The 287-nt window shown below is 54.4% G+C and carries 2 tRNA genes; both read left to right on the top strand.

Annotated features, from left to right (window positions below):
* The first annotated feature begins 2 nt into the window (after nt 1–2).
* Nucleotides 3–74: transfer RNA gene (locus QP413_RS10010), tRNA-Asn, on the top strand.
* Between the two features lie 138 nt (nt 75–212).
* A tRNA-Asn gene (locus QP413_RS10005) sits at nt 213–284 on the top strand.
* The last annotated feature ends 3 nt before the right edge of the window (nt 285–287 follow it).

Raw genomic sequence — 287 nt, 5'->3', positions numbered from 1 at the left:
ATTCCCCCATAGCTCAATGGCAGAGCACTCGACTGTTAATCGAGTGGTTGCTGGTTCGAATCCAGCTGGGGGAGCAACACCACAACCCAGGGTCCAAAGCCCTGGGTTTTCTTCTTTTCTACCGACCTGTGAACCTGTTCCCAGTACCGGGCTGGGGGTGGTGACAAGATTTGGTGGACGGGGTAAGCCTTAGTAAGCTTCCTCGTGAGCATTCCCCCATAGCTCAATGGCAGAGCACTCGACTGTTAATCGAGTGGTTGCTGGTTCGAATCCAGCTGGGGGAGCAA

This window comes from Corynebacterium sp. UMB4614 (assembly GCF_030217065.1).
GTDB lineage: Bacteria > Actinomycetota > Actinomycetes > Mycobacteriales > Mycobacteriaceae > Corynebacterium.
The sequence above is the reverse complement of the archived record's forward strand: the minus strand, read 5'-3'. Positions and strand labels throughout refer to the sequence as shown.